The sequence below is a fragment of the Porphyrobacter sp. LM 6 genome, from assembly GCF_001720465.1.
Lineage (GTDB): Bacteria > Pseudomonadota > Alphaproteobacteria > Sphingomonadales > Sphingomonadaceae > Erythrobacter.
Genome location: NZ_CP017113.1, coordinates 2,778,203 through 2,803,877 on the forward strand (window position 1 = coordinate 2,778,203; position 25,675 = coordinate 2,803,877).

Here is a 25,675-nt window from a genome sequence, read left to right on the forward strand (position 1 = left end):
TCTCAGCCGCGCCGCCAAGCGTGGTAGCGCTCGACCCACTTGAGCACGCCTTCGGGCTTGTGCGCCTTCTTCCAGTTTCCGGCCGCGAACTTGTTGGCTTCCACCATCGTCGGATAGGCGTGGATCGTGCCGAGGATCTTGTTGAGCCCGATCCCGTGCTTCATCGCCAGCACATATTCGGCCAGCAGTTCCCCCGCATTGGCGCCGACGATGGTCGCGCCGAGCACCGTGTCCTTGCCGCCCGCAGGCGTGAGCACCTTGACGAAGCCCCTGGTCTCGCTCTCGGCAATCGCGCGGTCAAGATCGTCGAGTTCATAACGGGTCACCTCTACCGCGATGCCCTGCTCCGCCGCCTCGCGCTCATTGAGGCCGACGCGGGCGAATTCGGGATCGAGGAAAGTCACCGCCGGGATCACGCGGTAATCGGCCTTGAACTTGCGTAGGCTCCCGAACAGCGCGTTGACGCTGGCGTACCACGCCTGATGGCTGGCGGTGTGGGTGAACTGGTAAGGCCCTGCCACGTCTCCGGCGGCGAAGATGTTGGGGAACTTGGTGGCGAGGAATTCGTCGGTCACCACCGTCTTGGCGGTGTCCACCCCGATATCCTCCAGCCCGAAGCCGGTCAGCCGCGCCTTGCGTCCGACCGCGACGATCAGCGCGTCGAAGGGGATCGGCACTTCCGCCCCGCCCGCCTCGGCGATCAGCATGCGGCCTTCGATCCGCACCGCCGTGTGGCCGGTCAGCACCGTGACCCCGTCCGCTTCCAGCACCGCCTTGGCGAGCGCGGAGACATCGGCATCCTCGCGGCCCAGCAAGCTGCCTGCCATTTCCACCTGAGTCACTTTCGAGCCGAGCCGTGCAAGCGCTTGACTCAATTCGCATCCGATCGGCCCGCCGCCCAGCACCGCGACCCGCGCAGGCGCCGCGTCCATCTGCGCGAAGGCGTCCCACATGGTCTCGCTGGTGAGGTAGCCCGAGCCTTCGATCCCCGGGATCGGCGGCACCACCGGTTCGGCCCCGCTGGCGATCACGATAGAGCGCGTGGTGAGCCGCTGCGTGCCGCCATCGTTGCGGGCGATTTCAACCGTCCATGGATCGATGATTTTCGCATAGCCCTTGACCACATCGACCCCGAGATCGGTGTAGCGCTCAACGCTGTCATGCGGCTCGATCGCCTTGATCGCGTCCATCACGCGGGCAATCACCGCCTTGAACGGCACCTGCGGCTCGGCAGGCGTCAGGCCATACTTGTCCGCACCGCGCATCATCGCTGCCACCTTGGCGCTCTTGATCAGCGCCTTGGACGGCACGCAGCCTGTGTTGAGGCAATCGCCGCCCATGTCCCTGGCTTCGACCAACGTCACCTTGGCCTTCACCGTCGCGGCGATATAGGCCGAGACCAGCCCCGCCGCGCCTGCTCCGATCACCACCATATTGCGGTCGAACTTTTTGGGGCGCTTGAATCCGGCATAGACCTTGCGCCGCTGGAGCGCGCCGATCACCAGCTTGGCAAACCACGGCGCAATGCCGAGCAGCACAAAGCTCCCCAGCACCCCCGGCGAGGCGATGCCCTTCAGGCTGTCGATCCGCGCCAGCTGCGTGCCCGCATTCACATAGACAATCGTGCCGAGCAGCATCCCCACCTGGCTGACCCAGACATAGGTCAGCGTGCGGATACGGGTGAGGCCCATCACGAGGTTCACCACGAAGAACGGGAAGGCCGGGATCATCCGCAAGGTGAACAGGTAAAACGCCCCGTCGCGGTCCACCCCCGCGTTGATCGCTTTGAGCCTCTCGCCAAACCGCGCCTCGATGGAATCGCGCAGCACATAGCGGGCCGAGAGGAAGGCAAGCGTCGCGCCCAAAGTCGAGGCGAAGGAGACAAGGATCGTCCCCGTTACCACCCCGAACAGCGCGCCTGCCGCCAGTGTCATGATCGCCGCGCCCGGCAGCGAAGCCGCCGTCACCGCGACATAGGCAAGGAAGAAGGCCGCCAGCACCGCGAGCGGGTTCTCGGCGTAAAACGCCTCCCACTCGCCGACCGCCTGCTTGATCCCCTCAAGCGTCAGATATTGCCCAAGGTCGAAGACGAAATAGGCAGCAATGACCGCCGCCAGCGCGGCAAGGATGAGAAGCTTCTTCACAGGCGATCCCTTACTGACGCGGCAAGCGCGGCGTATTGCCGGACCCAGCCTTTGTCGATCCGGTGCTTGAGCGCAAGCACCCACGCCCCTTCTGCCGTCCACCGCCCGTAGCTGGCAATCGCGCGGCCATCGCCGGTGTTGATCAGATAGAGGTTGTGGCGGCGCGGGCGATAGGTGGCTTGCGGCGTCTCGCCCGCCAGTACGCTACGCAGATTGGCAGCGAGCACCGGCCCGGCCTTCACCGCATGGACGCCCGAATGCACCAACGCCCGGTCGGCCCGCGCGGCGATGTCGCCTGCGGCGAGGATATGCGGATACGAGAGCGAGACCTGCCGTGCATCCACCAGCGCAAACCCCTCCCGATCGCACGCCAGCCCGCTTGCCCGCACCCAATCCGGCGCGGCGCTGCCGGTCGCGGCGATGATCGCATCGACGGGTTCGAGCGGGACGTCCCCCGCCATGATCGCGCCGTCTTCAAAGCGCGCGTCATCCACCACTAGCGCGATCCCCTGTCGCACTAGTGCCGCGGCAACTCTGCGGCGCACTGCAGGCGCAAAGTGAGGCAGCAGGCCCTCCCTGCCGCTGACCAGCGCGACTTCGGGGCGCGGCGCGGCTCCGGCAAGGTTCCTGAGCGCAAAGGCCAGCTCCACGCCCCCTGCCCCGCCGCCCGCAATGACGACGCGGCGCGGTTCGGGCAAAACGGCAATCCGCTCGGCAAAGCCCTCGATGGGCCGCACATCGATGAGACGCGGATCATCGCCCAGCACGGCTGCGGCGTGCCCGATGCCGCCGGTATCGAGCGAGGCCATATCAAAGGGGATGCTCTGCCCGCCTGCGGTATGCGCCACCCGCGCGTCGGGATCGAGCGCGGTCAGCCGGTCGAGCACCAGTTCGGCGCCTGCGCGCTCGGCCAGCGCCGCCAGATCGACCAGCCCGTCGTCCTTGCCATGTTGCCCCGCCAGCCAGCCCGGCACCATGCCCGAATAGCGCAGGTGCGGGTGCGGGGTCAGCAGCACCAGCCGCGCATCGGGCGGAGGCCCGCGCCGGATCCAGTCGGCCAGCACCGCGACATGGGCGTGCCCGCCGCCCACCAGCAGCAGCCTTTTGCCCTGCGCCGTGATTGCCTGCCCCGCCATGTCCAGCCCCACCATCGCCCGCCGTTCAGCAAGCCGCAAGCTTTGAACGTTATCGGCGGCGGATACTTTATTACCTCTCATTTACGTTCCACGAGAACGACCCTACTGGAGCATGAACGTGCTACCCTTGCCGGAACCGCGCGCGGTCTGGGCGATTGATAGCTTGCGGCGCGTCCGACTTGCATCCAATGCAAACGGACGCCGGCGTTCGCTGTCCGGTCGGGATACGGGTTGCATGAACACGGTTTTCGGACGGAAGGGCTGCCATGGCAGGTGAAGGCCAATCATATGGCTCGCAGATTTCGCTGGTGAAATTCTTCAGGATTTTCTTCGATATCCTGAAGCCCGAAGCGAATTTCTACTGGCTGGCCGCGGTCTATGGCGTGGGCATCAGCCTGCTGAGCCTCGCCACGCCGATTTCGGTGCAGATGCTGATCAACACCATCGCCAACACCGCGCTGACCGCGCCGCTGGTGGTGCTGTCGCTAACGCTGTTCGGCCTGTTGACCGTTTCCAGCCTGATCTATGCCCTGCGCGTCCACCTGATGGAGCTGTTCGCGCGGCGCTTCTACGCGCGCATGGTGGCGGAGATTTCGCTGATCTCGGTCTATGCCCAGAACCCGTTCTTCGGCGACGTGAAGAAGAGCGCGCTGTTCAACCGCTATTTCGATGTGGTCTATGTCCAGACCGCGATCCCGATCCTGTTCATCGGCGGGTTCACCACCCTGCTCCAGATTGCAGTCGGGTTTGTGCTGGTGAGCCTCTACCACCCCTATTTCCTCGGCTTCACGCTGGTGATGATCGCGCTGATCTGGATCGTCTGGCTGTCGTGGGGCGCGCGGGCGCTGCGCACCGGGGTCGATCTCAGCCACGCCAAGCACAAGACCGCCGCCTGGCTGCAACTGATCGGCAGCTCGAACGGCTTCTTCAAGTCGCAGCGCCGGATCGACTACGCGCTCGACAAGACCGACGATTTCACGCGGGCCTACATCACCGATCGCCGCCGCCACTTCCGCCACCTGTTCTCGCAGACCATCGCCTTCCTGCTGATGTATGCCGGGGCCAGCGCCGCGTTGCTGGGCTTGGGTGGCTGGCTGGTGATCCAGAACCAGCTGACGCTCGGCCAGCTGGTCGCGGCCGAACTGGTGCTGTCGGCCGCCTTCGTGGGCGTGTCGCAGTTGGGCAGCTATCTTGGCTATTTCTACGACCTGTTCGCAGCGGTCGAGGAAATCTCCCATTTCTACGATGTCGAGCAGGAACAGCCCAAGGGTGAAGATCCCTTCGACGGGCCGGATCACACCATCACGATGAAGGGCGTGCGCGGACACGCGCGGCAGGAACAGGCGCAGTTCGATCTCGAAATCCCGAGCGGCGCGATCATCATGGCCGCCGCCAGCCAGCATGGGGTGCAACGGCTGTTCAACAACCTGCTCAAGCGCCACGTGCTGCCGCAGGGCGGCTATGCGACGCTGGGCGGGATCGACATCATGGATATCGAGCCGCACCACCTGCGCAAGCACGTCCACGTGCTCGACCGTCCGACCTTCGTCGAGATGACGATCCGCGAATATCTCGCGCTGTCGTGCAAGGACACGGCCTCGCAGCGCATGGTCGCGGCGCTGGAAACCGTCGGCCTTGCCGGCACCATCGCCAGCTTCGAAAAGGGGCTCGACACCCCGGTCGCATCGACCGGCTATCCCTTCTCGGCGGTCGAACTCCAGCAGCTGAAACTCGCCAACGCGCTGCTCGAACAGCCGCGCATCCTGGTGCTCAGCCGGCTGTTCGATCTGCTCGACCCCGAACCGCTCCAGCGCGCGATCAACGAATTGCGCAATCAGGCCTATTCGACGGTGATCTACTTCTCCAACCGACGGATCGACCTCGGCTTTGACCGCTTCCTCTACCTAGAGGCGAACAAGCAGCGATATTACGACAATTTCGATGCCTTCTGCGCCGCAGTGGATCAGCGCGCCGAGGCCCTCCCCTTCTATGGTTCGGACGGGGAGGCCTGATCATGGCGACGCTCAAGGAAGACATGGCGCACTTCACCACCCTCGCGTCGATCAAGACGCCGCGGGTGATGCGGGCGGTGTTCGTGATGCTGCTGGTGGGGATCCTCGCCATGGTGGCGTTCCTGATCTTCGTGCCGTGGGTGCAGACCACCTCAGGGCGCGGCGTGGTGACCACGCTCAGCCCCAATGAACGCAAGCAGGATATCAATGCGCTGGTGCCGGGCCGGATCGAGGAATGGTACGTGCGCGACGGATCGTCGGTGAAGCAGGGCGATCCGATCGTCCGCATCGCCGATATCGATCCCCAGCTGCTCGACCGTCTGCAGGCCGAACGCCGCCAGATCGAACTGCAATATCAGGCCGCGCAGTCGGCGCTCGCCACCGCGCAGATCGACGAACGTCGCTCGCGCGAGCTGTTTCAGGCCGGCCTTGCCGCGCGGCGCGATTACGAGCTGGCGCAGATCAAGGTCGCCGAAATGCAGGGCAAGGTCGCCGCTGCGCAGGCCGATCTCAACCGCGCCGATGTCAACATCTCGCGCCAGTCGGTGCAGATCGTGCGCGCACCGCGTGACGGCTTCATCCAAAGCCTCAACGCCGGCGATGCCGCGACCTTCATCAAGGCCGGCGACGTGCTGGCCACCTTCGTGCCCAAGAACGCCGAGCGGGTGATCGAGATCTTCATCGACGGGCGCGACGTCGCGCTGGTGAAACCCGGCGACAAGACCCGCATCCAGTTCGAAGGCTGGCCTGCGGTGCAGTTCTCCGGCTGGCCCTCGCAGGCGATCGGCACCTTCGGCGGAAAGGTTATCTCGGTTGACCAGTCGGCGCAGACCAACGGCCGCTTCCGGGTGCTGATCGCCGAAGACAAGATCGATGGAACCGGTTGGCCGGAGGAACGCTACGTCCGCTTCGGCGCGGCGGTGCAGGCCTGGGTGCTGCTTGAAACCGTGCCGGTGGGCTACGAAATCTGGCGTCAGCTCAACAACTTCCCGCCCGAACTTCCGGCCGCGGACAGCACCGGGAAATCGGACTGACGATGACCCGGCGGCCTGCCCCGCTGTATCTTGCGCTGCTGCTCGGCGGAGCGGCGCTGCTCGTGCCCGGCGCGGGCGCAGCGCAGAATATCGAGCCGGTCGGCGCGCCGCTCGATCAGGCGCTGACCACCGGGCCGTTGCTGCCCGAAGAGGTGCTGCGCTCCTCGGCGCTGACCTTCCCTTCGATCCTTGAAGCCTTCGAGCGCGAAGCCGCCGCGCGATCCGACCAGCTGACCGCCGACGGCGCCTTCGACTTGATGCTTAAGGGCGAATACTACGACCGCTTGACCGGCTTCTATTCGGGTGGATTCGGCAAGGCCGAGGCACGCCAGCCCTTGCGTCCCTATGGCGCCGAGGTGTTCGGTTCTTACCGCGTTTCGGACGGCACTTTCCCGACTTACGAGAACTACGATTACACCAGCGCGCTGGGCGAGGTGAAGGTCGGCGCGCTGTTCTCGCTGCTGCGCAACCGCGACATCGACAGCCGCCGCTTCGGGATCGAGGACGCGCGGATCGCGGCGAGCCAAGCCAAGCTCGACGTGATGCTGGTGCAACTGAACGTCCAGCACGAAGCGCTGCGGGCCTATTGGCGCTGGGTCGCGGCGGGCGAGGAAATCCGGGTGTTCGAGGAGCTGCTCGAAATCGCCGAAGCCCGCCAGATCGGCCTCACCCGCGAGGTGAGCGAAGGCGCGCGTGCCCGCATCGCGCTGACCGAAAACGAACAGAACCTGCTGGCGCGCCGCTCGCTGCTGGAAGATGCCAAGCGCAACTTCCTCACCGCCGCCAACAGCCTCGCCTTCTACCTGCGCGGCAGTGACGGGCAGATGGTGGTGCCGACACGCGAGATGCTGCCCGATCTTGGCCGCGTGAAATCGATTGCGCCGGTCGAACAGCTGGTGGCGGCGCCGGTGAGCGAGGTGATCCAGCAGCGCCCCGAGCTCCAGACCTTCAAGCTGGCGCTCGAACGCGCGAACAACCGCGTGGCGCTACGCCGCAACGACCTGCTGCCCAAGCTCGATGCCAGCGTCGAACTGTCGCGCGATTTCGGCCAGATCGGCCCCGGCGGGCCGGGCTTCGATTCCACCGACACCGTGGTCGGCCTGACCTTCACCGTGCCGCTGCAACGGCGCGAGGCGCGCGGGCGCTTGCAGCGCGCCGAGGCCGAACTGCGCGAAACCGAGCTGCGCCAGCGCCGCATCGCCGACCAGATCACGACCGATGTCGGCAACATCCTCGTCAACCTCGACACCGCGCTTCGTCAGGCCGAACTGGCCGATGCCGAGGTCAAGCAGGCAAACGCCATGGTGCAGGCCGAACGCACCCGTTTCCGGCTGGGCGCGGGCGAGTTCTTCCTCGTCAACGATCGCGAGGAAACCGCCGCCAACGCCCAGATCAAGGCGATCCGGGCGAAGCTGGCGGGGCGGCTCGCCGAAGCGAGCTACAACGCGGCGACGATGAACCTTACTGCACTGGGGCTGGAGTAGGCGCGGGCGGCGCGGCCACCGGCTCGGCCGGTTGCGTTGCCGCAGGCGTTTCCACCTCGACCGTCCCCGACAGCCCGACCAGATCGATCGGCACGTCGCGGTCGTAACCCAGCACCCCCGGCACCGGCGGCAACCGCCCGACAAGCGCGCGCAGGAAGTTGTTGCGCTTGCCCGCAGCGCGCAGTTCGGCCTTGGCGTTGGGATATTGCGCCAGCGATTCCGGCACGCTCCAGTCGGTCGGCTTGGCGGGCCGGTCGGCCAGCATTTCGCGCTCGATGGTCGCCATCTCCAGCGCCTCGCGATCGGCCCAGCCCTGGCTGAGGAAATCGCCGAGCGAGGTGATCTGCCCCGCCTTCGCCTGGAACTTCACCGAGCCCATGCAGAAGCAGGTGCCGAACACCGGCGTGCCGGGCAGATACATGATCGGGCCGAGATAGGTGTATTCACCCGGCTCGACTTCGATCAGGTAGCTGAAGCTCTTTTCGGGCGCTTCGGTCTTGTCGAATACGAATTGCGGGCCGAAGGACACGATCATCCGCAAGTCGATCGGATCGATCGCGAAACTTTCCTCAGTCGGCTCGACCGGCTTTTCCTTGGGCGGGCGGCCGGCCTGCTTGGCGACCTCGTAACGCTTCAGATCCTTGGGATAGTCCGCCTTGGCCTCGGCGAACTCCTCGCGCCACTTGGTCTCGTAATTGGCGATTTCCTCGGGGCTCGGGGTCTTGAGGAAGATGCCCTGCGCGCGGTTCTGCGGGCTTTTGATGTAGATATAGGCCTTGGCCGGATCGATCTTGGCCTTGCCCGAGACAATGTTCTTGAGCTCGATCGCCTTGGCTTCGGCGACATCGGGCTTGAGCTTCTCGGCTGCGGCGGGGGTGGCGGCCAGCGCCAGCGCGCCGGCGATCAGGGTAACGATGCGCTTCATGGTTCGAGCACCTCCAGCTGCGGCTTGGGACCGGATGCGACACGCGCCTGCTTGAGCAGCGCAGCCTCGCGATCCTTGGCGTTTTCGCGGCTCAGCCCTTCCTCGAAATGGAACTTCTGCCACAGCTCCTTTTCCAGGCCATAGCGGTCATAGCCCTTGTAATACATGCAGTTGCGCAGATTGATGCGCTTGATCCGGCGGCGTTCGGCGCTGCCGAAGATGGCATCGGCCATGAGGCTGCCGAGCGCCCCGCCGATCGCCCCTGCGGCGCCATACTGCATCACCGCGTTCTGCATCGCCCAGTCCGAACCGCCCATGTAGAAATTGATCCCGCTTGCGAGCGAATCGCATTCGGTGATGTCGGCATAGGCGTGGTCGAAATCGGTGTCTGGCCGGTGGAAGAAGAAATACTTGTCGAAGTCCTGCGTGATCGTCGGATCGGGCGTGTAGGCAAGGCTCGGCATCTCGATCGCCTCGACTTGCGCCGCGGTGAATGTCTTCATTGGCGGTTCGGTCTTGATTGCCTGCGCCTGCGCGACGGCTGGCATCACCGCCAGCAGCGCGAGCGCGGTGTAACGCAACGATTTCATGGCTGTGCGCCCCCTTCTTCCAGAACGCAGGAAGTGACAGAGCGCGGGGCGGCCCGCAAGCCGGATTTTGCCGCGCCCTAAATCTTCCCCCTGAGCGCCTGATAGGCCGCCGCCGACACCGTGTTGGCGAGGTTCAAGGAACGGATCACGTCCGAACGCATCGGCAAGTGGAACAGCCGCTCGGGATGCGCGGCGATGATCTGCTTGGGGATGCCCTTGGTCTCCTGCCCGAAGACGAGGAAGGCATCATCAGGGTAATCCGGCTCGTAGAAGCTGCGGCTGCCGAACTCCTCGAACAGGAACAACTGGTCGGGGCGCGGAGTGCGGGTGGCGATGAAGGCGTCCCAGCTCGCATATTCGGTGAGCCGCACATGCGGCCAGTAATCGAGGCCGGAACGCTTCACCCGCTTGTCGCTGATCTCGAAGCCGAGCGGGTGGATCAGGATCAGCTCCATATCCAGCGCCACACAGGTACGCCCCACCGCCCCGGTGTTGCCGGGGATTTCGGGCTGGACGAGGACGATAGAAGTCATGCGAGCGTCTGCGTTTCGAGATAGTGGCCCAGCATCGAGAAGTGCGAGAGGCCCGCGATCAACGTCACCTCGGGGCGCGAAGGTAGCGCCGCCGCTAGCGCTTGGGCCATGGCGGGCGGGGTCCAGTCGTCCTCGCTGCCCTGCCAGATCGCGACCGGTTGGCGCACCTCGGCCAGCACCGGCGCCCAGTCGGAGACATAGGCGAGGATCTCGGCTGAGTAGGCGGCGCGCTGTTCCAGCAGGCTGGTGCGCAGCGATTGCGCGAGCGCCGCGATGAAGAGCGGATCGGCGGCGAACGCGCGGTCCTCCCCCTTGGCCTCGGCCATCAGCGCAGCGGCCATGCGCTCGGGCGCGATGCGCGCGACCTGCGCCTGCACGAAAGTCAGCGCGGCGAAGGGCAGGCGCCCGGCCTGCGCGGCGCGGAACACAGGCGCACCGGCCATCCCGTCCAGAAAATCCCCAAGCTGAAGCGGCGCGGCGGGCGACACGAGATCAATCTGCGTCACCCGCTCGCCCAGATACGGTGCAACCCGCAAGGCGGCGTGAGCGCCGAGCGAGAAGCCGACGAGGTGCAGCGGCTCATCGGGGAACTGCGCAACGATCCGCCCGGCGAGGCGCGCGAAGTAGCCCTCGCCCGCAGCCCCGTGTCGGGCGACGACATGCAGATGCCCTGCCTGCGCAGCGGTACCCGGCCCGATGCCCGCCAGCTCCGCCGCTGATCCCGGCAAGCCGTGGAAATAGAGCGTGGCGGGCTGCACGGGCGTGGCTCCGGAGCTTAGCCCAGCTTGTCCTTGAGCAGCTGGTTCACCACCGCGGGGTTGGCCTTGCCCTGCATCGCCTTCATCGTCTGGCCGACGAAGAAGCCGAACAGCGCTTCCTTGCCGCCGCGGTACTGTTCGACCTTGTCGGCGTTGGCGGCGATGATCGCATCGACTGCAGCTTCGATCGCGCCGGTGTCGGAGACCTGCTTCAGCCCCTCAGCCTCGGCGATTTCAGACGGATCGCGGCCGGTCTTGAGGACGATCTCGAAGATCTCCTTGGCCTGCCCGCCGCTGATTTCGCCCTTTTCCTGCATCGCGAGGATGGCAGCCTGCGCGGCAGCTGTGGCGTTGGCGGCGTCAGCTTCATCGCCCAGCGCCTTCATCACGCCCGGCGCGACCGAGAGCGACCAGTTGGCGACCTGCGTGGCTACCTTGGCTTCGTCCTTGCCGATCACCTTGGCCGTTTCGGCCAGCAGCGTCTCGAACCGCGCGAAGGTTTCGACCTCGGCGGTCAATTCGCGGGCGTTGTAGGGGGTGAGGCCCAGCACCTCGACATAGCGCTTGCGCTTGGCATCCGGCAGTTCGGGGAGCGAGGCGCGGCATTCGGCAAGGAAGTCTTCCTCCAGCACCAGCGGCAGCAGATCGGGATCGGGGAAGTAGCGATAATCGTGCGCGTCTTCCTTGCTCCGCATCGTGCGCGTGGTGCCGGTGCCGGGGTCGAACAGGCGGGTTTCCTGCACCACGCTGCCGCCCGCTTCGAGCACATCGACCTGACGCATCGCCTCGTGCTCGATCGCCTGCATGACGAAGCGCACGGAGTTCACGTTCTTGGTCTCGGTGCGGGTGCCGAAGGGCTCGCCCACCTTGCGCACCGAGACGTTCACGTCGGCGCGCATCGAGCCTTCTTCCATGTTGCCATCGCACGAGCCGACATAGCGCAGGATCGCCCGCAGCTTCCTGAGGTAAGCCCCTGCTTCGGCGGGCGAACGCATATCGGGCTTGGAGACGATCTCCATCAGCGCCACGCCCGAGCGGTTGAGGTCGACATAGGACATGGTCGGGTGCTGATCATGCATCAGCTTGCCCGCATCCTGCTCCACGTGAATGCGCTCGATCCCGATGACCTTGTCTTCGGGAATGCCGGCCTTCTCGTCCGCCTCGATCAGCAGCGAGCCTTCGCCCACAAGCGGATGATAAAGCTGGCTGATCTGGTAGCCCTGCGGAAGATCGGCGTAGAAGTAGTTCTTGCGGTCAAAACGCGACCACGCGTTGATCTGCGCTTCAATGGCCATGCCGGTGCGCACCGCCTGACGGATGCACTCGCGGTTAGGCACCGGCAGCATCCCCGGCATCGCGGCATCGACGAGGGAGACCTGTGAGTTCGGCTCCGCTCCGAAAGCGGTCGCTGCGCCGCTGAACAGCTTGGAGTTCGAGGTGACCTGCGCGTGGACTTCAAGGCCGATCACGACCTCCCATTCGCCCGTGGCACCCTGAATGCGGTAGTTGCTCATTGTCTTTACCTTCGTGATCTCCTGCGAAAGCAGGAGTCCAGTCCAACGCTTGGCCGCTGGGCTCCTGCTTTCGCAGGAGCGCACAGGGCCTTACTGTCCGTCCTCGTCCTCGATCACCTTGCCATCCGGCCCAAAGCGCAGCTCGCCGTGATCAACGTTCTTTCTCACCCAATTGGCGACCATGAAGGTCACCGGCACCGCAAGGGCGATGCCGATACCGGCAAGCCACAGCGGCGTGTCGGCGTTCACCACCATTTCTCCGGCTTCGCGCTGAAGCCTGCGCGCTGCTGGATCGCGAGGCCTGCGTTGAGCACGCCCTGCTCGTCGAACGGGCGGCCGACCAGCTGGAGGCCGAGCGGCAAGCCGTCGGCGTTGATCGTGGCGGGCACGCTCATGGCGGGCAGGCCTGCGAGCGAGGCGGGCACGGCGAAGACGTCGTTCAGATACATCGTCAGCGGGTCGTCGGTCATCGAACCCAGCGGGAACGAAGCCGTCGGCGTGGTCGGCGCTAAGATCACGTCGCACTGTTCGAAGGCGCGCTCGAAATCGCGGGCGACCAGCGCGCGGACCTTCTGCGCCTGCGTGTAATAGGCGTCGTAGAAGCCGGCCGAGAGCACGTAGGTGCCGATCAGGATGCGGCGCTTGACCTCGTCGCCGAACCCGGCGGCGCGGGTGGCGGCGTACATGTCCTGCAGGCCGACGCCATCGGGCAGATCGCGCAGGCCGTAACGCACCCCGTCATAGCGGGCGAGGTTCGACGAGGCTTCGGCGGGGGCGACGATGTAGTAGGCAGGCAGCGCATACTTGGTGTGCGGCAGCGAGACATCGACGATCTCGGCGCCTGCATCCTTGAGCCACGCCTTGCCCTGTTCCCAGCTATCGAGGATCGCCTGATCGGTGCCCTCCATGCGGTATTCGCGCGGGATGCCGACCTTCTTGCCGCGCAGGTCGGCGTTGAGAGCGGCTTCCCAATCGGGCACGTCCATCTTGAGGCTGGTCGCGTCCTTGGGGTCAAAGCCCGCCATCGCGCCGAGCATGATCGCGCAATCTTCGACACTGCGGGCCATCGGGCCTGCCTGATCGAGCGAGGAGGCGAAGGCGACGATGCCCCAGCGCGAGCAGCGGCCATAGGTCGGCTTGATCCCGCAGATGCCGGTAAAGGCGGCAGGCTGGCGGATCGATCCGCCGGTGTCGGTGCCGGTCGCTGCGGGCGCGATGCGCGCGGCCACGGCCGAGGACGAACCGCCCGAAGAACCGCCGGGCGACATGGCGGCATTGCTGCCCGCCTTCTTCCACGGCGAAGTGACGTTGCCGAAATAGGAGGTCTCGTTCGAGGAACCCATCGCGAACTGGTCAAGGTTGAGCTTGCCCAGCATCCCCGCGCCCGCGTCCCACAGCTTTTGGCTGACAGTCGATTCGTAGCGGGGGGTGAAGCCTTCGAGGATGTGGCTCGCGGCGGTGGTCTGCACGCCGTGGGTGGCGAACAGATCCTTCATGCCGATCGGCACGCCCGCCATCCGGCCCAGCTCGCCGCCCGCAGCGCGCGCAGCATCGACCTTGTCGGCAGCGGCCAGCGCGTGATCGGGGGTGGTGACGATAAAGGCGTTGAGGCTCGCGGCTTCGGCCACGGCGGTGTTGAAGGCTTCCGCCACTTCGCGCGCGGTGAAGTCGCCCTTCGCCACGCCGTCGCGGATATCCTTGACACCCAGAGAGGTCAGGTCAGTCATATTACTCGATCACCTTGGGCACGCCAAAGAAGCCATGTTCGGCAGCGGGCGCATTGGCGAGCACATCGGCCTGCTTGCCGCCGCCGGTCAGCGGATCGGCATCGACCACATCGTCGCGCAGGCGCAGCGTGTTGGGGATCACCGCCGCCATCGGCTCGATCCCGGTTACGTCCACTTCGCCGAGCTGTTCGACCCACTGGAGGATGCCGTTGAGTTCGGGCACCATGCGTTCCAGCGCGGCATCATCCATGCGGATGCGCGCCAGCGAAGCGATCTTGGCGACAGTTGCCTTGTCCACCGACATGGGCTGCGCGCTCCCTTACTGCGCCGGAGCGGGTGCCGGAGCCGCGCCCGGAGCGCCCTGCGGCCCACCCTGCTGACCCATCTGGGCCTGCATGGTCTGCTGGAGGATCGCAAGGTTCCGGTCAAAGGTCTGGCGGCTCATGATGTCGATCACCTCGATATCGAATTCGAGATCGGCATTGGCCGGGATGGGCGAGCCCTGCGGCGGTTCGGCGCCATAGGCCTTATCTGCGGGGATGAAGAGCGTGTACTTGCCGCCCTTCTGCATCTGCTGAAGGCCTTCGAAGAAGCCCGGGATGGTGGTGCCTTCCTCGATCGGGAATGGCGTGCCCTTGGGGAACAGGCCTTCGATCGGCAGCGGAATTTCGCGCGATTCGTCGAACACCGTGCCATCGGCGGCAAGCTTGCCCTTGTAGGTGATGAACACCACGTCGCCCGCCTTGGGCATTTCGCCCGTGCCGGCGGTGATGGTGTCGAGATCGACGCCGCGCGGAATGGCCGACCAGGCCAGACCCCCGCCCACGGCAACGGCAAGCGCCACGCCCAGCCACAGCTTGGTCAGCGAGCCCTTGGCAACGGGCTGGATCGGAACGCGGGTAATCTCGGTCATGGTGAAGTCCTGACTGGCAGCGCGATGTGCGCGGCGTGATGACGACAAAAGGGCGCGGAATGAAACCGCGCCCTGATGGCTGATCGGAAAGGGGGATTCAAGCGCTTCCGGCGTTCGGCAAGCACCTGACGACGGGATTACTTGCTCCCGTCGCGCTCCATCCGCTTGCGCTCCATCTTGCGGGCGCGGCGCACGGCAGCGGCCTTTTCGCGGGCGCGCTTTTCCGAGGGCTTTTCGTAGTGGCGACGCAGCTTCATTTCGCGATAAACGCCTTCGCGCTGCAGCTTCTTCTTGAGCGCGCGCAGGGCCTGATCGACATTGTTATCGCGAACCATGATTTGCATAAACGACGACTACCTCATGTTCAAACGCCCAGAGCCCCGCTGTGATTCTGCGCGGGGGTGCGCGGTGAAAATCCAATGAAATACGGGCGATTCCCACTGGGAGCCGCCCTTCAAACGTGGCCCCGTTAGTCCAACAGCGGGAAAATGGCAAGCCGCCAGAATGCATTCGTTCGGATTGACGTTCCCATCAGCCGCCGCGCGCCCACGCTAGGCAGACCGCCATACCCTCGCTAAAGGCTCCCCATGTCCGGTGAAATCTCCCCTCTCATGGCAAGCCTCAATGTCGCCGCTGGCGGCGCGGTGGGCTCGATGCTGCGCTATCATGTGGGGCGCCTTGTCGGTGGCCTTGCCGGGCCGGGGAATGCCTTCCCGTGGGGGACGCTCGCGGTCAACGTCATCGGCAGCCTGATGATGGGCGCGCTGCTGGGCTGGCTGGCGCGCGGCACGCTGGCAGCACCCGCGAGCGAATCCGCGCGGCTGCTGATCGGCGTCGGCCTGCTCGGCGGGTTCACCACCTTCAGTGCTTTCAGCGCCGAATTGGTCACCATGCTCCACCGCGGGCAGGCAGGCATGGCGGCAGGCTATGCCGCGGTCTCGCTGATCGCCGGGATGGCCGCGATGATCGCAGGGCTGGTCGCCGCGCAGAGTGTCGCGGCATGACCGGCACGCCCGCCCCTACCGACAACGTCCGCCAGTTCACCGTCGGCGAGGATGACGACGGCATCCGGCTCGACCGCTGGTTCAAGCGCAATCTGCCGCAGGTGGGCTTTGCCACCGTGTCGCGCTGGGCGCGCACCGGGCAGATCCGCGTGGATGGCAAGCGCGCCAAGCCGGAAGACCGGCTCGAGGCGGGGCAAGTGCTGCGCGTGCCGCCGGGCGGCGAGGATGCCCCGCGCCAGGCGGCCAAGCCAAAGGCACGCCCGCTCACACCCGAGCAGATCGCCGAAGCGCACGACATGGTGATCCGCGAGACGCCGACCGCAATCGTGCTCAACAAGCCCCCCGGTCTTGCCACACAGGGCGGCAGCAAGACGACCAAGCACGTCGACGGGCTGCTCGATGCCTTCGTCACCGACGAGAAAACGCCCCGCCCGCGCCTCGTCCACCGGCTCGACAAGGATACCTCGGGCGTGCTGCTGATCGCCCGCACCCCGGGCAGCGCGGCAAGCTTTTCCAAGCGTTTCGCCAGCCGCTCGGCGCGCAAGGTCTATTGGGCGCTGGTGGTCGGTGTGCCGCAGCTGTCCGAAGGCGTGATCGACGCCCCCCTCGCCAAGCAGCCGGGCACCGGCGGCGAGAAGATGCATATCGACGAGGAAAACGGCGCAGCGGCAAAGACCCGCTACCGCGTTGTCGACAAGGCCGGCCAGCGCGCGGCCTGGGTGGAGCTCGAGCCGCTCACCGGCCGCACCCACCAGCTGCGCGTCCATATGGCAGCGATCGGCCACCCGATCGTGGGCGATGGCAAGTATGGCGGGCCGGATGCCTTCCTGACCGGTGCGGTCAGCCGCAAGATGCATCTCCACGCCCGCCGCTTGATCATTACCGAGCCCAAGGCGGGCGAAGGCTCAGGTGGCAAGCTCGATGTCACCGCCGAACTGCCCCCGCACTTCGCGGCGAGCATGGAGGTGCTTGGCTTCGATCCGGGCCTGTCCGATGCCTCGCCCTTGCGCGAGGACATTCCCGAAAAGTCCGCCGAAGAGAAGAAGCAGGCCGCCCGCCGCCACTTCAAGCAGGCGCGCAAGGAAACCCGCAGCCCCCGCCGTGCGCGCGGCGCTGCCAATGCCAAGGCGAAGCCCAAGGGCAAGCCCAAGCCCAAACCGCCTGCCAAGCCGAAATCCGGGGGTAAGCCCAAGGGAGCAGGCCGCAAGCCGACCCGCTGATGCACCCCAACCCGCTCTACCGCACCGACGACCGAGCCCTGTGCGAAAGCCTGATCGACGAGATCGGCTTCGGCATGGTGTTCGCCGCCACACCCGACGGGCCGCGCGTGGCGCACACCCCGCTGCTCAGCACGGGTGACGGAGCCGTCCAGTTCCACCTCGCGCGCGGCAATGCCCTTGCCCGCCATCTCGACGGGATGACCGCGCTGATCGTGATCAACGGGCCGGACGCTTATGTTTCCCCGCGCTGGTATGCCAATCGCGATACGGTGCCGACGTGGGATTATGTCGCGCTCGAACTGGAAGGCGGGGTGCGGCGCATGGATGACGAGGGCCTTGAAGCCTTCCTCCACGCCGCCATCACCAAGCACGAAGACAAGCTGGACGGCGCGCCGTGGCTGGCGGAGGAATCCTCCGAGAAGGTGTGGGGCGGCCTGTTCCGCGGGATCGTCGGCTTCGAGCTCGAAGTGCAGGCCTGGAGGCCGACGCTCAAGCTGTCGCAGAACAAGCCCGCCGAAGATCGCGCCCGCATCGCTGATGGGCTGGATGCCGCCGGGCACGCCGCGCTCGCGCATCTGGTGCGGAGCCTTGAGGCATGAAGCTCGCCGTATTCGATTGCGACGGCACGCTGGTCGACGGGCAAGCGGATGTCTGCTGGGCAATGGAACGCGCTTTCACCCGCGCTGCCCTGCCCGCGCCCGATGCGGCAGCGGTGCGGCGGATTGTGGGCCTCAGCCTGCCCGCCGCCGTACGCGCTCTCGCCCCCGATCTCGCCGAGGAGAGGATCGCGGCGGTGACCGAATTCTACCGCTCCAGCTTCCGCGCGCGGCGCGAGGAAGGGCTGCTCGACGAGCCGCTCTATGATGGCATTGCCGAACTGCTCACCGGCTTGCACGATGCGGGCTGGCAGCTCGCCGTCGCCACCGGCAAGTCCGACCGCGGCCTTGCCGCCTGCCTTGCGAGCCACGGGATCGCCGATCTGTTCGTCTCGCTCCAGACCGCCGACCGCCACCCCTCCAAGCCGCACCCCGCGATGCTCGAAGCGGCCATGTTCGAGGCCGGGGTCGACCGTAGCCAGGCGGTGATGATTGGCGACACCAGTTTCGATATGCTGATGGCCCGCAGCGCCCGCGTGACCGCGATCGGGGTCAGCTGGGGCTACCATACGCCGCACGAATTGCTGGCTAGCGGCGCCGTGCAGGTGGCAACCAGCGTGGCGATGCTGGCACAATCGCTTGAGGAGGCCCTGCCATGACCCAATCCCCGCGCGAAGCCGCCGAAGCGCGCGCCCGCACCGGATATTTCGTGATCACCGCGCTGCGTTTCAGCGGGATCGCGCTGGTGATGCTCGGCTTCGCCATCACCGGCAAGCTGATCGACCTGCCCTGGGCCGTCGGCGCAGTGATCGCGGTGGTCGGGATGCTGGAATTCTTCTTCCTGCCGCGCATCCTCGCGCGGGCGTGGAAGGCCGGAGACGACAAGCGCCCATGATCCGCCGGTTCTACAAGGATGTCACGCTTGGGCAGCAGCCGGGCGGGTTTCAGGTGCTGCTCGACGGGCGCGGGGTGAAGACCGTTGGCGGTGCGCCCCAGATCGCCCCGACCGAGGCACTTGCCGAAGCGCTGGCCGCAGAATGGCGGCGACAGGGCGAAAAGATCGACCCCGCCAGCCTGCCGCTGCGCGACATGACCGATTACGCGATCGACGTGGTCGCGCCCGATCAGGCCACAATCGCGCGCGGTCTTGTGGCCTATGCCGAAACCGACACGCTGTGTTACCGCGCCGACCCCGACGAGCCGCTCCATGCGCGCCAGCAGGCGGTGTGGGAGCCGCTGCTCGGCGCCTTCGAGGCGACGCACGGGGTTAGTCTGGTGCGCGTCAGCGGGGTGCTCCACCGCCCCCAGCCGCCCGAAACGCTGGCGAGGCTGCACGACCGCCTGCTGACGCTCGATCCCTTCGCGCTCGCAGGCGTCGAGGCGATGACCAAGCTGGCCGCCTCGCTGGTGACCGGCCTCGCCGCGCTCGATGCGCGCCACGAAGGCGAGCCGCTGGCGCTGTGGCAGGCGGCGTGTCTGGAAGAGGAATGGCAGGCCGAACTTTGGGGCCGCGACTGGGAAGCCGAAGAACGCCGCGAGCGGCGCGAGGCCGATTTCCTGCGCGCCTGCGCCTTTGCGAAGATGGCGCGGGCGTAAAGATAACCGTTCGGGCTGAGCTTGTCGAAGCCCTGCCTTTACTTCGAAGCTCGTGCGTCTTGAAGAAAGAAGAACAGCCCTTCGACAAGCTCAGGGCGAACGGAGTTTGGAGGGATTACCCGCCAGCCACCCAGTCCGCGACTTCGGCTGCGACCTTGTTCGCCGCGACATTCAGCGCCGCGCCCACTGCGCGCGCTTCGGCCGGAACCCCGGTCTCGCGCGCTTCGAAGCGGCGGGTGCTTATCTTGCCTTTGCCATCGACCCGCACCGCATCGAACCGCACCACCGCAGCGGAGGATTGCGCGTCGTAACCCATGTCGATCAGCGTGCCGTGGAGCGTGGCGGTAGCGATCGTTACGCTGTCATCGGCGTCGATCACCATCGCAGTCCCGCGCGCGCGGATCGTCTCGCCCACAAGGCGGCGGAACAGGCTGGCGGGCTTTTCGACCCAGAAGGCGTCTTGCAGATAGGCCAACTCGGTATCGCTCACCGCCACCGGCACGCGCAGCACATCGAGCTTGGCCGGCGTGGCGAGCGATTGCACCGCGATTACCGGCTGGGCGCTGCCCGCCGAAGCGCCGCTGCCTGCCGACGCACGCGACGTGGCGCTCAGCGTCAGCAGGCTTTCGGGCGGCGGACCGCCAAGGCTGATGCAGCCCGAAAGCGCCAGCAACAGCGGCAGGGCGAACAGGATCGGCCGGTGTGTGATAGTCATGCGATCAGTCCCTTATTCCGGCTTGTAATCGGGCAGCGTCTTGCCGCCCACCAGCGCGCCTGCCCCTTCGCTTTCGAGCTTTTCGGTGATCGCGCGCAAGGCCCGGCTGGTGGCGCGCAGATCCTGCAAGGTTGCCTCGGCATTGGGTAGCGTGCTGGTGCGCAGCTGGCGCGCGGCGGGGCGCGTGTCTTCCAGCATCGCCGACAGCGAGGCGAGCGCCTTGTTGGCCGAAGCGAGCGTGCTGGTGAGTTCGCGCGCGAGCGGCTGGCCTTCGTTCTTGATCAGCGCATCGCTGCTGTTCGCCACCTGCTCCAATGCGTCCATCGTCTGGTTGAATTCCGCCATCGTGGTGCGGAATTCCTTGAGGTTCGCGGTCAGTTCCGGGGTCGCATCGGCCAGCCCGCCGGTGAGGCGATTGGTGTTCCGGAGGATTCCCGAAATCTCAGCCTGGTTTTCCGGCCCGAGGATGGTGTTGAGCTGTTCGGTCAGCGTCGCCAGCCGTTCGAGCAGCAGCGGCGCGTTGGCGACGATCTCGCCAAAGCCCCCGCGCCCGGGCGGGATCACCGGACGGCCCTCGGGGCAGGCGGTGGTCTCGCAGGTGATTTCCGGTGCGCCCTTGCGCGCGCCATCAAGCAGGATGGTCGACACCCCGGTAAAGGTCGCCTGGATGGTCGCCTGTGTGCCGACGAGGATAGGCACATCTTCCTTCACCTTGATCCGCACCCGCACGAATTCGGGATTGCCTTTGGCCAGCGCGATTTCGGTCACCTGCCCCACCGGCACGCCGGCGAAACTGACCTGGCTGCCGTTGGCAAGGCCATCGACCGACTGGTTGTAGAAGATGTCGTATTCGTCCTGCGCGCCCTGTCCCAGCCGCGCGATCCAGACGATGAAGGCAGCAAGCGCCGCCAGCAGCACCAGCGTCACCGCACCGACCCACAGATGATTGGCTCTGGTCTCCATGTGCGTTCCCTATGCAGCCCGCGGGGGCGTGGTGTCCAACATAATCCCGTTCATTCCGCCCCCCTCATGTGTGCGGCGTGTGCGGTGCGTCCGCGCGGGCCGTTGAAATATTCCTCGATCCACGGATGCCCGGTGGCGATCAGTTCGGGGATGGTGCCGACCGCGATGATCTTCTTGTCGGCGATCACCGCCACCCGGTCGCAGATTTCGTAAAGCGTATCGAGATCGTGGGTGATCAGAAACACGGTGAGGCCCAGCGTTTCCTTGAGCTCGCGGGTCAGCCGGTCGAACTTGGCCGCGCCGATCGGGTCGAGGCCCGCCGTGGGTTCATCGAGGAACAGCAGTTCGGGATCGAGTGCCAGCGCACGGGCGAGACCGGCGCGCTTCTTCATCCCGCCCGAAAGTTCCGCAGGATATTTGCTGATCGCGCTCTCCGGCAGGCCGGTGAGGATCACCTTATAGCGCGCGATCTCGTGCCGCAGTTCCTCGCTCAATTCGGGGTAATATTTCCGGAGCGGCACCTCGATGTTCTCGCCCACGGTCAGCGTCGAGAACAGCGCCCCGCCCTGGAACAGCACGCCCCAGCGACGGCGCACGCCGATGCCCTGATCGAGATCGAGCTCGGTGATGGTGCGCCCCAGCACGTCGATCCGCCCGGCGCTGGGCCGCTGCAAGCCGATGATCGAGCGCATCAGCACCGATTTGCCGCTGCCCGAGCCGCCCACCACGCCAAGGATCTCGCCCCGCCGCACGGTCAGGTCCAGCCCTTCGTGGACGGTGAAATCGCCGAAGCGGTTGACCAGCCCTTCGACCACGATCGGCGGTGCCTCGTCGGGCGCGTGATAGTGCTGCCCGCTCATCAGCCCCAGCCCACTTCGGTGAAGAATACCGCGAAGAACGCGTCGAGCACGATCACCGCGAAGATCGCCGAGACCACCGCCATCGTGGTGCGGCGGCCGACCTCTTCCGAATTGCCGCGCACCTGAAGCCCGTTGTAGCAACCCGCCAGCGCCACGATCAGCCCGAACACCGGTGCCTTGATCAGGCCCACCCACAGGTCATGCTCGGGCACAACCTCCTGAATGCGCGACAGGAAGGTCCAGAACGGTATGCCCAGCGTGAGGTCGCCCACCACCGCGCCGCCGACGATCGCCACCACCGAGGAATAGAAGCCGAGCAGCACCATCATGAAGGTCGCCGCCATGATGCGCGGGATCACCAGCACCTCGATCGGCGAGATGCCGATGGTGCGCATCGCGTCGATTTCCTCGGTCAGCTTCATCGTGCCGAGTTGCGCGGCGAAGGCGCTGCCCGAACGGCCCGCCACCATGATTGCGGTCATCAGCACGCCCAACTCGCGCAGGGTGATGCGCCCGACCAGATTGACCGTCAGCGCCTCGGCCCCGAATTGCTCCAATTGCACCGAACCCTGCTGGGCGATGACGATGCCGATCAGAAAGCTCATCAACCCGATAATCGGCAGCGCGGTCACGCCGACCAGCTCCATCTGGTGCACCAGCGCCTTGATCGGAAAGCGGCTGGGACGGCGCAGCAGGTTGGCCGCGCCGATCAGGATCTGCCCGAAGAAGCCGACCACGCCGTAAGCGCCGCGGCGTCCGGCATAGATCTGCTTGCCGAGCGCGATCGGCACCCGTTCCCACACTGGCGGGAGCGCCGGGTGCATCTCGCCGCGCGCATCGATATCGCGCACCGCCGCCAGCAGGCGCTGCGCCTCGACACTGGCCCCGGTGATTTCGGCACTGTGTTCGCGCGCAGTGCGGCACACCAACCATGCGCCGACCGTGTCGATTTCCGCGATACCGGCAAGATCAATCGTGCGGATCGGGCCGGCGAGCTGTTTGAGATCGCGTTCGAGCGGGGCGATGCTCGCCAGTGTGACCTGCCCCGACAGCACCAGCCGGGTGCCGTCCGCGCCCTGATCGTCCAGCAAGTATTGCGCGGCGTCCTGCATCACCCACAGCTATGGGGAGATTTTCGCCCCCTCGCAAGGCTTGGCAAGCCCGCAAGTGCCTCGATCATTGCACCGCAGCATTGTTGCTGGCATGGCGCCCGCCATGACGAGCACCACTTTGCCCACCACCTTCGACCCCGCCGATATCGAGGCGCGCTGGTATGCCCACTGGGAAGCGAACGGCTGTTTCCGGCCCGAACGGCCCGATGCCGAAGCCTTCACCATCGTCAACCCGCCGCCCAATGTGACGGGAAGCCTGCATATCGGCCACGCGCTCGACAACACGTTGCAGGACGTGGTGATCCGTTATGAACGGCTGCGCGGCAAGGATGCGCTGTGGGTGGTCGGCACCGATCACGCCGGTATCGCGACCCAGATGGTGGTCGAACGCCAGATGGAAGCGCAGCAGGACAAGCGCACAAACTATTCGCGCGAGGATTTCGTGGCGAAGGTGTGGGAGTGGAAGGCCGAAAGCGGCGGCACCATCACCAACCAGCTGCGACGCCTCGGCTGCTCGATGGACTGGAGCCGCGAGCAGTTCACGATGGACCCGCATTTCACCCGCGCGGTGATCAAGACCTTCGTTGACCTGTATAACGACGGCCTGATCTACCGCGACAAGCGGCTGGTGAACTGGGACCCCAAGCTGAAGACAGCGATTTCCGATCTCGAGGTGGAAACCCAAACCATCGCGGGCGGCTTCTGGCACTTCAAATACCCGCTCGCGGATGGCGCGCGGCTGGCTGACGGGCGCGACTATATCGAAGTCGCCACCACCCGGCCCGAAACCATGCTCGCCGACATGGCGGTCGCGGTGCATCCCGATGACGAACGCTACAAGTCGGTCGTCGGCGCGCAGGTGATCCTGCCGCTGACCGGCCGCCGCATCCCCATCGTCGCTGACGAGCACGCCGATCCCGAACTGGGCTCGGGCGCGGTGAAGGTGACGCCGGGGCATGACTTCAACGACTTCGAGGTCGGCAAGCGCGCGGGCTTTGCGCCTGCCGAGATGCTCAACATGCTCGATGCCGAAGCCAATGTCTGCCAGACGGCGGACGGGCTGGTGCCGGCGGAGTTCATCGGCCTCCACCGCTTCAAGCGCGACGGGGTGGACGGCGCGCGCGAGCTGGTGGTTGCGCGCATGAAGGAACAGGGCTTCCTCATCCCGCACATCACCAAGGACAAGGAAGGGAACGAGGTCGAGAACGACGCCGAACCCCGCCAGATCGCGACCCCCTTCGGCGATCGTGGCGGCGTGGTGATCGAGCCGTGGCTGACCGACCAGTGGTATGTGAACGCGGCGGAACTCGCCAAGAAGCCGATCGCCGCCGTGCGCTCGGGCGATATCCAGATCGTCCCCAAGACCTGGGAGAAGACCTTCTTCAACTGGATGGAGAACATCCAGCCGTGGTGCGTCTCGCGCCAATTGTGGTGGGGTCACCGCATTCCGGCGTGGTTTGCAGATGATGGCCGCTGCTTCGTCGCCGAAACCGCAGAAGCCGCGCAGGCGCTCGCCGGTGAAGGCGTGAAGCTGACGCAGGACGAGGACGTGCTCGACACTTGGTTCTCCTCGGCGCTGTGGCCCTTCGCCACGCTGGGGTGGCCGGACAGCGACGCGCCGCTCCTGCAAAAGCACTTCCCCAACAGCCTGCTCATTTCCGGCTTCGACATCCTCTTCTTCTGGGATGCGCGGATGATGATGATGGGCTTCTACAACATGGGGCAAAAGCCCTGGGACACGCTCTACCTCCACGGCCTCGTGCGCGCGGCGGACGGGGCGAAGATGTCGAAGTCCAAAGGCAATGTCGTCGATCCGCTCGGCCTCATCGACCAGTATGGCGCGGATGCGCTGCGCTTCTTCATGGCGGCAATGGAAAGCCAGGGCCGCGACATCAAGATGGATGAAAAGCGGGTCGAGGGCTACCGCAACTTCGCCACCAAGCTGTGGAACGCGGCGCGCTTCTGCCAGTCGAACGGCATCGGTGCGTCGAACAGCATCAAGGCTCCGCAAGCACGCCTCGCCGCCAACCAGTGGATCATCGGCGAAGTGCAGGCGTGCGTCACCGAGATCGAACGCGCGATGGACGACCTGCGCTTCGATGCGGCGGCCAACGCGATCTACCAGTTCACCTGGAGCAAGTTCTGCGACTGGTATCTGGAGCTGATCAAGCCGGTCTTCGCCGGGGACGCGGACAGCCCGCCCGCCGTGGAAACCCGCGAAGTCGCCGGCTGGGCGCTCGACCAGATCCTCGTCATGCTCCACCCCTTCATGCCCTTCATCACCGAAGAGCTGTGGCACAAGCTGGGTGAGCGCCCCTATGATCTGATCGTGGCGCAGTGGCCCAAGCCGGAAGCCGAGGTGAGCAAGGACGCGACCGACGCAATCGACTGGGTGATCGACCTCACCACCAACACCCGCTCGGCCAAGAACGAGCTCGGCATTGCGCCGGGTGCGAAGCTGGCGGCGTGGGTGGCGGCACCTTCGGACGTGGCGAGCCGCACCATCGAGCGCTCCAGCGCCGCGATCGAACGCCTAGCACGCCTGACCCCGGTGACCATCGGCGAGGCCCCCGCAGGCCCCGCGATGCAGGTGACTGCGGGCGAGGACGTGTTCGTAATCCCGCTCGAAGGCATCGTCGACATCGCGGCGGAAAAGGCCCGTCTGGAAAAGGCGCTGGCCGCCTCGCAGAAGGAAGCCAAGAGCCTCGAAGGGCGTCTCGGCAACCCCGCCTTCGCCGAGAAGGCCAAGCCCGAAGCGGTCGAAAAGGCCCGCGCCGATCTCGCCCATCACACGGGCGAAGTCGAGCGGCTGACGGCAGCACTGGCGCGGCTGGGGTAG

Annotated in this window: 26 protein-coding genes; 10 read left to right on the forward strand and 16 right to left on the reverse strand. The window is 66.0% G+C overall.

Going from position 1 to position 25,675, the window contains the following annotated elements; genetic code table 11:
* Positions 1–2: 2 nt before the first annotated feature.
* Together BG023_RS13370 and BG023_RS13375 are read right to left on the reverse strand one after the other, a co-directional pair.
* A complete protein-coding gene (locus tag BG023_RS13370) occupies positions 3–2,144 on the reverse strand; it encodes an FAD-dependent oxidoreductase (protein ID WP_069310880.1) in 2,142 nt (713 codons plus the stop codon).
* A complete protein-coding gene (locus tag BG023_RS13375; protein WP_233993014.1) occupies positions 2,141–3,295 on the reverse strand; it encodes an FAD-dependent oxidoreductase in 1,155 nt (384 codons plus the stop codon). The genes BG023_RS13370 and BG023_RS13375 overlap by 4 nt, the downstream gene beginning before the upstream one ends.
* A gap of 251 nt (positions 3,296–3,546) precedes the next feature.
* Here BG023_RS13375 and BG023_RS13380 point away from each other — a divergent pair, with 251 nt between their 5' ends.
* The 3 genes from BG023_RS13380 to BG023_RS13390 are packed head-to-tail and all read left to right on the forward strand — an operon-like array spanning position 3,547 to position 7,810.
* Entirely contained in the window at positions 3,547–5,292 is a 1,746-nt protein-coding gene (locus BG023_RS13380; protein WP_083234704.1) for an ABC transporter transmembrane domain-containing protein, read from the forward strand.
* Between the two features lie 2 nt (positions 5,293–5,294).
* Positions 5,295–6,326 carry an HlyD family secretion protein gene (locus BG023_RS13385; protein ID WP_069310881.1) on the forward strand — a complete coding sequence of 344 codons (1,032 nt, stop codon included), beginning with the start codon at positions 5,295–5,297 and terminating at the stop codon, positions 6,324–6,326.
* A gap of 2 nt (positions 6,327–6,328) precedes the next feature.
* On the forward strand, positions 6,329–7,810 hold the full coding sequence (locus tag BG023_RS13390) for a TolC family protein (RefSeq protein ID WP_083234706.1): 1,482 nt from the start codon (positions 6,329–6,331) through the stop codon (positions 7,808–7,810).
* Here the strand turns inward: BG023_RS13390 and BG023_RS13395 are convergent.
* From BG023_RS13395 to rpsU, 10 genes are all read right to left on the reverse strand, one after another.
* A complete protein-coding gene (locus BG023_RS13395; RefSeq protein ID WP_069310882.1) occupies positions 7,788–8,735 on the reverse strand; it encodes a hypothetical protein in 948 nt (315 codons plus the stop codon). The two genes, BG023_RS13390 and BG023_RS13395, sit on opposite strands and share 23 nt — an antisense overlap.
* A complete protein-coding gene (locus BG023_RS13400; protein WP_069310883.1) occupies positions 8,732–9,325 on the reverse strand; it encodes a hypothetical protein in 594 nt (197 codons plus the stop codon). The genes BG023_RS13395 and BG023_RS13400 overlap by 4 nt, the downstream gene beginning before the upstream one ends.
* A 77-nt stretch (positions 9,326–9,402) precedes the next feature.
* Entirely contained in the window at positions 9,403–9,858 is a 456-nt protein-coding gene (locus tag BG023_RS13405) for a tRNA (cytidine(34)-2'-O)-methyltransferase (protein ID WP_069310884.1), read from the reverse strand.
* On the reverse strand, positions 9,855–10,616 hold the full coding sequence (locus tag BG023_RS13410; protein ID WP_069310885.1) for an alpha/beta fold hydrolase: 762 nt from the start codon (positions 10,614–10,616) through the stop codon (positions 9,855–9,857). The genes BG023_RS13405 and BG023_RS13410 overlap by 4 nt, the downstream gene beginning before the upstream one ends.
* Positions 10,617–10,633: 17 nt before the next feature.
* Positions 10,634–12,130, reverse strand: a complete 1,497-nt coding sequence (gene gatB, locus BG023_RS13415; protein ID WP_069310886.1) for an Asp-tRNA(Asn)/Glu-tRNA(Gln) amidotransferase subunit GatB — start codon at positions 12,128–12,130, stop codon at positions 10,634–10,636.
* Between the two features lie 90 nt (positions 12,131–12,220).
* On the reverse strand, positions 12,221–12,385 hold the full coding sequence (locus tag BG023_RS13420) for a glutamyl-tRNA amidotransferase (protein WP_069310887.1): 165 nt from the start codon (positions 12,383–12,385) through the stop codon (positions 12,221–12,223).
* Entirely contained in the window at positions 12,376–13,857 is a 1,482-nt protein-coding gene (gene gatA / locus BG023_RS13425; protein ID WP_069310888.1) for an Asp-tRNA(Asn)/Glu-tRNA(Gln) amidotransferase subunit GatA, read from the reverse strand. Before gatA ends, BG023_RS13420 begins: the two co-directional genes overlap by 10 nt.
* Position 13,858: 1 nt before the next feature.
* A complete protein-coding gene (gene gatC / locus BG023_RS13430) occupies positions 13,859–14,161 on the reverse strand; it encodes an Asp-tRNA(Asn)/Glu-tRNA(Gln) amidotransferase subunit GatC (RefSeq protein ID WP_069310889.1) in 303 nt (100 codons plus the stop codon).
* A 15-nt stretch (positions 14,162–14,176) separates the two neighbouring features.
* Positions 14,177–14,770 carry an FKBP-type peptidyl-prolyl cis-trans isomerase gene (locus tag BG023_RS13435; protein WP_069310890.1) on the reverse strand — a complete coding sequence of 198 codons (594 nt, stop codon included), beginning with the start codon at positions 14,768–14,770 and terminating at the stop codon, positions 14,177–14,179.
* Positions 14,771–14,907: 137 nt separating this feature from the next.
* Entirely contained in the window at positions 14,908–15,114 is a 207-nt protein-coding gene (gene rpsU, locus BG023_RS13440) for a 30S ribosomal protein S21 (protein ID WP_017664771.1), read from the reverse strand.
* A 243-nt stretch (positions 15,115–15,357) separates the two neighbouring features.
* On the opposite strand from rpsU, the gene crcB reads away from it, so the two are divergent.
* From crcB to BG023_RS13470, 6 genes are read left to right on the forward strand one after another with little or no spacing between them, the layout of a single operon-like run.
* A complete protein-coding gene (gene crcB, locus BG023_RS13445; RefSeq protein ID WP_083234707.1) occupies positions 15,358–15,774 on the forward strand; it encodes a fluoride efflux transporter CrcB in 417 nt (138 codons plus the stop codon).
* On the forward strand, positions 15,771–16,994 hold the full coding sequence (locus BG023_RS13450) for an RluA family pseudouridine synthase (protein ID WP_069310892.1): 1,224 nt from the start codon (positions 15,771–15,773) through the stop codon (positions 16,992–16,994). The genes crcB and BG023_RS13450 overlap by 4 nt, the downstream gene beginning before the upstream one ends.
* Positions 16,994–17,593 (forward strand): FMN-binding negative transcriptional regulator, encoded by a 600-nt coding sequence (locus tag BG023_RS13455; RefSeq protein ID WP_069310893.1) that lies wholly within the window; start codon positions 16,994–16,996, stop codon positions 17,591–17,593. The genes BG023_RS13450 and BG023_RS13455 overlap by 1 nt, the downstream gene beginning before the upstream one ends.
* The gene (locus BG023_RS13460) at positions 17,590–18,249 is read left to right on the forward strand and encodes an HAD-IA family hydrolase (protein WP_069310894.1); all 660 of its coding nucleotides are present in this window, start codon (positions 17,590–17,592) and stop codon (positions 18,247–18,249) included. The genes BG023_RS13455 and BG023_RS13460 overlap by 4 nt, the downstream gene beginning before the upstream one ends.
* The gene (locus tag BG023_RS13465; protein ID WP_069310895.1) at positions 18,246–18,485 is read left to right on the forward strand and encodes a hypothetical protein; all 240 of its coding nucleotides are present in this window, start codon (positions 18,246–18,248) and stop codon (positions 18,483–18,485) included. Before BG023_RS13460 ends, BG023_RS13465 begins: the two co-directional genes overlap by 4 nt.
* Positions 18,485–19,186, forward strand: a complete 702-nt coding sequence (locus BG023_RS13470; protein ID WP_069311344.1) for an ATP12 family chaperone protein — start codon at positions 18,485–18,487, stop codon at positions 19,184–19,186. The genes BG023_RS13465 and BG023_RS13470 overlap by 1 nt, the downstream gene beginning before the upstream one ends.
* Positions 19,187–19,301: 115 nt before the next feature.
* Here BG023_RS13470 and BG023_RS13475 read toward each other — a convergent pair whose 3' ends face one another.
* The 4 genes from BG023_RS13475 to BG023_RS13490 are packed head-to-tail and all read right to left on the reverse strand — an operon-like array spanning position 19,302 to position 22,836.
* Entirely contained in the window at positions 19,302–19,901 is a 600-nt protein-coding gene (locus BG023_RS13475) for an ABC-type transport auxiliary lipoprotein family protein (protein ID WP_069310896.1), read from the reverse strand.
* 12 nt (positions 19,902–19,913) lie between these two features.
* Positions 19,914–20,864 carry an MlaD family protein gene (locus BG023_RS13480; RefSeq protein WP_069310897.1) on the reverse strand — a complete coding sequence of 317 codons (951 nt, stop codon included), beginning with the start codon at positions 20,862–20,864 and terminating at the stop codon, positions 19,914–19,916.
* Positions 20,865–20,914: 50 nt separating this feature from the next.
* Entirely contained in the window at positions 20,915–21,724 is an 810-nt protein-coding gene (locus BG023_RS13485; RefSeq protein ID WP_069310898.1) for an ABC transporter ATP-binding protein, read from the reverse strand.
* Positions 21,724–22,836 carry an ABC transporter permease gene (locus tag BG023_RS13490; RefSeq protein WP_069310899.1) on the reverse strand — a complete coding sequence of 371 codons (1,113 nt, stop codon included), beginning with the start codon at positions 22,834–22,836 and terminating at the stop codon, positions 21,724–21,726. Before BG023_RS13490 ends, BG023_RS13485 begins: the two co-directional genes overlap by 1 nt.
* A 103-nt stretch (positions 22,837–22,939) precedes the next feature.
* Between BG023_RS13490 and BG023_RS13495 the strand changes: the two genes are divergently transcribed.
* Positions 22,940–25,675, forward strand: a complete 2,736-nt coding sequence (locus tag BG023_RS13495; protein WP_233993015.1) for a valine--tRNA ligase — start codon at positions 22,940–22,942, stop codon at positions 25,673–25,675.